Source organism: Micromonospora sp. KC606 (genome assembly GCF_004348675.1).
Classification (GTDB): domain Bacteria; phylum Actinomycetota; class Actinomycetes; order Mycobacteriales; family Micromonosporaceae; genus Micromonospora.
Genome location: NZ_SMKN01000255.1, coordinates 1 through 7,846, shown reverse-complemented (window position 1 = coordinate 7,846; position 7,846 = coordinate 1). Strand labels below are relative to the sequence as shown.

General features: G+C 66.4%; 7 protein-coding genes. 4 read left to right on the top strand and 3 right to left on the bottom strand.

Annotation, left to right across the window (positions count from 1 at the left end; translation table 11 throughout):
• Nucleotides 1-2,299 (top strand): RICIN domain-containing protein (locus E1193_RS28285; protein WP_207922902.1); only part of this gene is annotated, 2,299 nt, incomplete at its 5' end.
• A 768-nt stretch (nt 2,300-3,067) separates the two neighbouring features.
• Here E1193_RS28285 and E1193_RS32185 read toward each other — a convergent pair.
• Nucleotides 3,068-3,241, bottom strand: coding sequence for a hypothetical protein (locus E1193_RS32185; protein WP_165945850.1), 174 nt, complete (start codon nt 3,239-3,241; stop codon nt 3,068-3,070).
• Nucleotides 3,242-3,417: 176 nt separating this feature from the next.
• Between E1193_RS32185 and E1193_RS28275 the strand changes: the two genes are divergently transcribed.
• Nucleotides 3,418-3,852: a hypothetical protein gene (locus tag E1193_RS28275; protein WP_243707946.1), complete on the top strand. Its 435-nt coding sequence runs from the start codon at nt 3,418-3,420 to the stop codon at nt 3,850-3,852.
• A 277-nt stretch (nt 3,853-4,129) separates the two neighbouring features.
• Here the strand turns inward: E1193_RS28275 and E1193_RS28270 are convergent, their stop codons facing one another.
• Nucleotides 4,130-4,462 carry a nuclear transport factor 2 family protein gene (locus tag E1193_RS28270; protein WP_132186220.1) on the bottom strand — a complete coding sequence of 111 codons (333 nt, stop codon included), beginning with the start codon at nt 4,460-4,462 and terminating at the stop codon, nt 4,130-4,132.
• Between the two features lie 173 nt (nt 4,463-4,635).
• On the opposite strand from E1193_RS28270, the gene E1193_RS28265 reads away from it, so the two are divergent.
• On the top strand, nt 4,636-5,346 hold the full coding sequence (locus tag E1193_RS28265) for a WHG domain-containing protein (RefSeq protein ID WP_207922901.1): 711 nt from the start codon (nt 4,636-4,638) through the stop codon (nt 5,344-5,346).
• A 334-nt stretch (nt 5,347-5,680) separates the two neighbouring features.
• On the opposite strand, the gene E1193_RS28260 is transcribed toward E1193_RS28265, so the two are convergent.
• Complete coding sequence (locus tag E1193_RS28260) at nt 5,681-6,280, bottom strand: hypothetical protein (protein WP_132186219.1); 600 nt, start codon at nt 6,278-6,280, stop codon at nt 5,681-5,683.
• Between the two features lie 364 nt (nt 6,281-6,644).
• Here E1193_RS28260 and E1193_RS28255 point away from each other — a divergent pair, with 364 nt between their 5' ends.
• The gene (locus E1193_RS28255) at nt 6,645-6,851 is read left to right on the top strand and encodes a hypothetical protein (protein ID WP_132186218.1); all 207 of its coding nucleotides are present in this window, start codon (nt 6,645-6,647) and stop codon (nt 6,849-6,851) included.
• The last annotated feature ends 995 nt before the right edge of the window (nt 6,852-7,846 follow it).

Here is a 7,846-nt window from a genome sequence, read left to right as displayed (position 1 = left end):
CGCCAAGCCCGCGCCTGTCGCGGCGGCCCCGCCTGCCATCAGGCCGCTCACCTCCGCCCCGCCACCGATCTCCAAGGCGAAAGTCGCGCAGCCGACAGCCCAGTCCACCAAGGCCGCCCTCACCGGCGCGGCCGCTGAAGCTGCCGCCGTCGACGACGGCCTGCCAACCGACGAGCTGGCCAAGGTCCGGGCCGCCCGCGAGATCGGCATCGAACCCGAGCCCTGGGTGCTCGGCCAGACCGACCGCAACTTCGTCTTCTGGATCTGGCAGCAATCCGCCGGCTACCCGCTGATCCGCACCGCCGCCGAACTGACGCTCTCCACCGACCTCGCCACCATCGACGCCGCCTGCAAGCAATTCATCCTGCGCGGCATCTTCGATGCCAAAATCGCCGACGATGCGAAGAAGATCAGCGACGAGGCCGCCGCCCGCGCCGCCCGCGACCTCAAGCGTGCCGCCTACGCCGCGGCCGGCCTGACCATCGACACCGAAGGCCGCATGCTCCTACTCTCCGAACGCGACGCGGTCATCGAGATCTGGAGCAGGGCCACCGGGGCCCGCGTCAAGGCCGCCGCAGCTGCGGTCATCAACGGCACCCCCGCCCAGCAGCACGAGTTCCTCTCCACCGGCGTCAAGGCTGCCGCCGAACAAGACGTGCAGGACGCGATCGCCGCAGCCGAGGCCGCCGGCGCCGCCGAACAGGCCCGCCTGGCTCGCCGAGGGGCCATGACCGCTGCCGCCGCCATCATCGGCTTCGTCGCCGACGAGGGCAAGCTCGCCATGACCGACGACAACTTCATCCGCTGGGTGTGGCAGGTCGTCGACACCGACCCGAACCGTATCGAGATCAGCGCGGCCGCCGAAACCGCGCTGCGCAGCAGCAACCCGGCCGACTGGCGCAGATTCATCGACACCGGCATGCGGGAAGCCGACCGCCGAGACCTCGACCGAGAGCTGGCCGAAGCCGAGGCCGCACACCGCCAGAGCGCCAACAACATCAAGACCAAGGCAGCCGCCGACGGCGAGGACAACCTCGTCACCGCCGCCACCCAAGCACTGGCCGGCGACGTGGGCGCCGTCCGGAACTTCTTGACAACCGGCCGGTATCAGGTGCCGCCGGACTCCACCAACCGGCCCAGTGCCAAGTCCTGGCAGTGGACCAACCTGAACTCCGGCAAGTGCCTGGCCGCCGAGGGCGACAGTCTCACCAACGGCAAGGCCGTGGTGCAGGCAAACTGCGCTGACAACGTCAAGCAACGCTGGCTGGCGATGCGCGTCTACGGCAGCACTGATCTCTACCGCATCATCAACGCCTCGGACCGCACGAAGTGCGTCAGCCTCGCCAGCCCTTCGACGGACCTCGGCATCAAATTCGTCATCCGCACCTGCGACGGCCAGACTGACCAGAATTTCCGATACAACAAGCCGGCCGGCGGCGACAATTACGTCTGGCTCAACGCGTTCGGCGGCCGGCCAATCTACATCCTCGGCGGGAGCAAGGACGCCGGCGCCGGCGCCGTCACCGGGTCTGCGCTTATCACAGCCGTGCATAAATTCTACCCGACCAACACCGAGTTGCAGGCCGGCGCGGAACTCTCCGACGCCAAAGCGCTCAACTCACACCTCGGTCACACGCTGCAACTCCAAAGTGACGGCAAAATTGTCCTCTCGAAGGGACCCAAGGCCGTCTGGACGCCGGGGGCCTTCGCCGGCGCGCGCCTCACCAACCAGCGCGACGGCAACCTCGTCCTCTACAGGGCAGACGGCACACCGGTGTGGGCGTCCGGAACCCACGGGAATGGGCCGAGCACCCTGAAGCTGCAAAAGGACGGGAATCTAGTCCTCTACCGCAACGAGAACGGCAAGGCCACCTGGTCCATTGACATCTTCGACATGATCGTCGTCAGTCAGTTGAACGGCAAATGCCTCACCGTGCCGGACGGCAGGTTCGAGGACGCCGCGCAACTGGAAATGCGGACCTGCACCGGTAGCCCTTCCCAGCAGTTCATGTGGTTGCCGAATGGCAGCCTCGTCAGCTTCAACAGCAAGTGTGTTGACGTGTGGGGCAGCAATCCGGCCGACGGCACACCAATCGTGCTCTACACCTGTAACGATACCGGGGCGCAACGATTCGGCTCGGATCCATTTGATCCCCTCATGACAAATAACGAGACTGGCAAGTGCATGACCGTCGCGCACAACAATGCAGCCGACGGAGCCAAGGTTCACCAGTGGCTATGCCACCGGGGACCGAGCCAGTTGTGGAAATGGGTTTTTTATTCCCCGCCACGTGCGTGACACTGCTACCCGCAACCAGCCTATAGGCGCACATGATCGGGACGGTCGCCGCGCGATGAGCTCGCGCGGCGACCGTCGCGCATCCCGACGGCGAGCAACGCCGAAGGGCTGGCCCTACTACGGCAGCCGCCGTTTGAGATCTTGCTGGTGAGGTGGGGTGGACGCGAGGCGGCCACCGCGTGACTGGGTCTACGTCCTGAACGGCACCCTACGCGCCCTGCCACGCCTCGACCACGGCGGGCGGCATCGTCTGTACGTTGTGGATATAACTTCAGATCTGGCGGTGGCCGCAGGCCACAGCACAGACCCTGCCGCATCAAAGCGGGTTCTGGCCGGGGTGCTGGGCTGCTTTGCGGGCCGGTTCGGGCGGGTGGAGCCGCGGCAAGCGGCAGGAGAGTTGGTCACCGGTCTGCTGGCTGACGTTAGGTGAAGGCGTGTTGGCAGTTGGCGGAGCAGGCCGGGCACGTCCGGCCGGACGCGATGCAGCGGCTGTTGCACCGGGCGGTGTTGGACGCCGGGATGGCCACATTGCGGCGTCGCGTGCGTAGAGCCGGGATCGCAAACCGGAACAGAACCGGAGCAGCCCCCACCACTCCCCATGGGTGATCGACGCCCACCCACGGAGAACAACATGGCTGGTTCCGCACTCGACACCATTCCAGCCGATGGGGCCCGCGCCCGGCTCGTCGACGAGCTACTCGCCGACGGCAGTATCACCTCACCAGTGGTGGACGCAGCGTTTCGCCAGTTGCCACGGCATCGTGCTGATCAAACGGCCGCGCCGGAGAGCCGCGGGGCACGTGGCGGGCGGACCATGAGCACCATCCCATCAGTGACCGCGGCGAGGCCGGCGTCCTGGTCGTCGTATGTCCGAAGCTGCAACCCGTGGCGGCCTAGCGCGTCGACCACCACCTCGGCCGCCGTCATGACCCGTTGACGCACCCTCGCGTGGTAGGCGGCTTCCTCCTCTTCAGCGATCCAGATATCGGCAGGCGTGCCGCGGTCGGGGGCGTCAGGCTGGAGTCGTGATCACCATGCAACGGGTACGTGTGCGGTGGAGCGCGGCAGCCCGCGGCGCGACGCACGCGAACGCCCGCCGTGGTCTATGCCGTCCGGCGATGCTTCCGCTGTCGATGCCGGACAACGACGTGGTCGTCCACGAGGTGCTCGCGGATGAGGCGGCCGGATACGTATGCCATGACGAGGTGACCGGTAGCGGCGTGGATGGCGCCCGCGACCTTGACCTGTGGTTGTCCATGGTGAGTTCGTCGTTGGTCGTCGACCGGTTGCCGGGTCTGGCCGCTTACCCGAGGCAGAGCGGTCCGGCCCGCCTCTTCGTGCTGCTGCCGGGGCAGATCGGCTGCTACCGGGCGAACTTCCGGTTCACCTTTACTACCTGCGCGTGCAATCCGAGCTCGTATTACGAGGACTGGCTGATTCTCGTGGCCAACGGCCAGGTGCGAAGCGACGGGTTCATCTCCCGTGAGCCCGACCATCACGTCGACCACCGCGTCCACCTCTACGGCGGGCCGAGACGGCCACGCCAGCGGTAGTCCGCCACCAACAAGCGCCGCCGGCGGCCACCAGTCGTCGGTAGTCGGACGACGGCGTCGCCTGTGGGTGACCGCGACATTAAGGCATGCGACGGGCAATGGGCCGGTGCCGTATCGGTTGGACGACCGCACTCTCAACGTGTCGCCGCCAACGGTGAGCCGGACGGCTTGGCGGAGGGTCTGGTTGGTGAACCGTCCTCGGACCAGTTGGGTCGAAGCTGGCGCTCGGTCGTTGCGGCTAGGTGGCCAAGCAGCAGTCCAGCCGTGCTGCGCGTGCCTATGCGAAGAACCCGACGATGCTGCGAATCCGGTCCCCGGCGAACTCGACGACGTCGTAGCCGGTGGTGACCGTGCCGAGTTTCCAGCGGAACAGTGCGCGGTCGTGGTGGACGCCGACCACGGTGTCGAGGGTGAACCTCAGGTCGCCGAGCCTCTCCCGGGCGCGGCCGATCGCCTCAGACAGTTCGGCGTGCCCACGCAGGCCCGCGTTTTCGGGGTCGGCGTAGAGCGAGTCCTCGGTGAGGACGGACTTCATCAGTGTCACCCGGGCAGCGGCGTCTTGCTCATTCCAGATGTCGAGGTAGCCGAGGATCACATCGGTGGCGCTCACTGCTGGCTCCTTCCGAAGGGGGTGTTGTAGTCGAGTGCCACGATGAGCCGGGTCAAAGCAGCCCGAGACGAGGTCCTTCTCTGGTCACAGCTCTTTCTACATGCCGACTTATTAATACACGCCGTTTAATTGGAACACGATGCAGATTAGCTCAACCCTGTAGAGTGTCAAGTGTGAGCGACCACACGATGAGACGCCGTGACCGGCTACGCGCCCAGACCAGCGCCGAGATCAAGGCGATCGCCATGAAGCTCATGGCGGACGGCGGCCCGGACGCCATCTCGCTACGCGCGATCGCCCGCGAGATGGGCATGACGGCCGGCGCGATCTACAGCTACTTCGCCACCCGCGATGACCTGATCACCGCGCTCATCGGCGATGTCTACACCTCAGCGGTTGACGCCGCCGAGGTCGCCCGCGACGCGGTGCCGGAAACTGATCCAGGCGGCCGAATCCTGGCCTGGGCCCAAGCCTCGCGCGAGTGGGCGTTGGCCAACCCCGAAGGCTTCCGGCTGATCTACGGCGATCCCGTGCCTGGCTATCGTCCGCCCGGCGACGGCCCCGGCAAACAAGCCGAGATTCGCGCCTGCAGCGGACTGATCGGCCTCGTCGCCGCAGCCTGGACGACAGTCCAGGCGCGCCAATCCGAGGACCGTGCCTACGACTGGGCCGACTTCGACCGGGACCTGGTAGCCCATGTCCGGAAGGACTTTCCGGACCTGCCACCGGCAGGCATCGCGATGACGCTAAGAGTGTGGGGCCGCATGCACGGGCTCATGGCCCTAGAGATCTACGGCCACCTACGCACCGTCATCCACGACCCGGCCACTGTCTACCGCGACGAGATGCACGACCTCATCGCCTCCCTCGGCCTCATATCGTGACCGCAGCCCTCGGCATCACCAGTACCGATACCCGCCCGAGGACCCGCCGGGCCGAGCGCAAGATCAATCACTGAAGTTTCATAACGCACTCACTGAAGATTGATGCGCTAACCGCCGAAGACCCGCCGCCGCTCAACACACCGAGCGGCATGGCACTCGCACGGAGGCCTTGTCGAATCAGCCTAAGATCGGAAGCACTCATCTCGGCACGACCGAGCGTTCTCCTTGTCCTGGCGCCTGTCACGTAGCGTGACCGCCTGCTCGGCGGCATGTCCGGGTACGCGATCTTGGGCGGAATCGACCCCAGGTCAAATGGTGCGTCTGCGGCTGCCCTTTAGCCGTCACGCTTCACCAGGTCAGCAAGATGCGCACAGGGCCGCTCGACCTCACGATGCCAGGCGCTGCCGATCACGGCGACCGGGTAGCTAACCTCCCTGACCCTCCCGTCAGCGGTCTCTACCGCAAACCCCATCGACAACGGCTCGCTGCCGAACGGGATCGAGCAGTCGATGCGCACCTCGACGTCAATCCAGCCGGTACCGCCGGGACGCAGCAGCCGAGACTGTCCGGTGCCCCGGACCCGGATACCCGGCAGCTGACCGGTAGCCGCACTGGCAGTGACCGGTGCCGGCCCGGCATTGACCACCGCCAGTTGTCCTGCCATCTGATAGACGCCCCCGCTGTCCCCGCCCTCGTTACCGCCGGACGCAACGAAGGCCACGAGTGAGATCGACGTACTCCGCTGCCGTTCCTCTCGCGCATCCCGCAGCTCGCTGACCGCAACACCGCCAAGCACCAGGCCGGCCACAAAGGTAGCGACGAGCCGCACGTTCACCTTCCCCTTGGCCATGACGCGGTCAGGGGCGGTTCCGCCCGAGGACACCGATTGGGGATCGTGGTCACCCAGGTCGATCATCTCGTGCTCCGCAGACATGGCGTCAGCCTAGAGAACACGATCTGCGGCCATGATTGAACAACCACCCGCAGATTCGGATGCCTGAGCATCATCGGGTTCGGCAGATGGGCGGGGAGCCAGCCGTCAGGCGGGCAGCAGGACCGGTTCACCGAAAGTGACGGTCACCGACACGGCGCAACGCGCGGTCGGCAGTTAGATCCGGATGCTCGGACGGCGCCGTGGTTGGATCACCCTGGCGAGGGCTCTGGCGTGACTGGACGGTTTACCCGGGCAGTCGGTCCCGACTCGGGTCGGCCTGCGCGCTACCGTCTGCGTATCGCGGCGGCCGCGCTTCCAGATCCGCAGCGAATCGCCCAGTCCTGAACAGCACGAGGAGACACCGATGACCGATGCCACCAGCGACGCCGATCCCACCGCTGACGCCGAAGCGGGAACCGAGGAGCAGCCGCAGCCCTTCGAGAACCGGGCGGCACGCCGGTCCAAGGGCAAGGCCACCGCCAACCACATCGGGGGTACCGCGAGCCGCGCCCACGGCCGTTCCGGCACGGTGCAGAGTCCTCGCCAGTATGGCAACCGTCGAAGCGGCTGATCTTCGGACCTCCTGGTCACGGCCGTGTTCAGTAGCTGTGGCCGCTACCGGCGTCCAGCCGCAGCTGTAGGTTCGTTGCAGGACGGTCAGGGCCAGCCACCCGGTGACCCTGAGGGCACGGCTAGTCCCGGCGCTGTTGCAACAGCACACTCGACTCGGCAGGAGCCTGCGTCGGCCTCCAAACGGGCCGTGACCGTCGGGTAGCGCGTGATTCGCGGCATGATAGTGCGGGCGCCAACGTTCCGCTACGAGTCGCCGGGACGCTCCATTCAAGGGAGGCGGTCACCACACACATCGGCGACGCCACCACGGCCACCCCGGTGGCGCCCAGGGATCCGGAAGCGACCGCGCGAGGAATCGCGCGTCGAGAGCAGCGACCTTGTGTCGCAGCTCCCTGCCCTTGCCCTTTGGCATGTGGTCCAACGCCTGTTGCAGCGTGGCGCGGGGGTCGTCACTCGACAAGCCGTAGTAGTCAACGCAACACGGACACAGATCACCAGGAAGCCCATAGATCAGACGCCCAGACCGGTAGACGAATCGTCGATATCGTTCATATGCCTCAGTCACCGCGCCTGGCCACAGGTGCCGGCGTTCCCACCGGCTCACCGCATGCACGAGATTCTTCGGCACACCGTGGAGGTGCGGGATCGGTTTGATGAGTCGGATCGGTGCGTTCGCGCGCACCTGAGCTGGCCGCCTACGCGGCATGGCCCCTTTCCGCGATCATCATGGCTGCATGATGCCAGACATGCTCTTGCCGCAACACCGCGAACAGACCTGCGTCATCGAGGTCGTCGCCGAGTTCCGATGACGGCAGCCGCGGTACGACGGGCCTCCGACCGACCGCCCGTCCACCGGCACTTGCTCGGCGGCAGACATCCCATGGTTCTTCGATGTCAAGTGCTGGGTCGGAGATGGGCCCAGGCGGTGGCCTCGTCGTAGGTGGTTCCGGTCTTGAGGCAGCCGTGGAGGATGCCGACGAGACGATTGCTGAG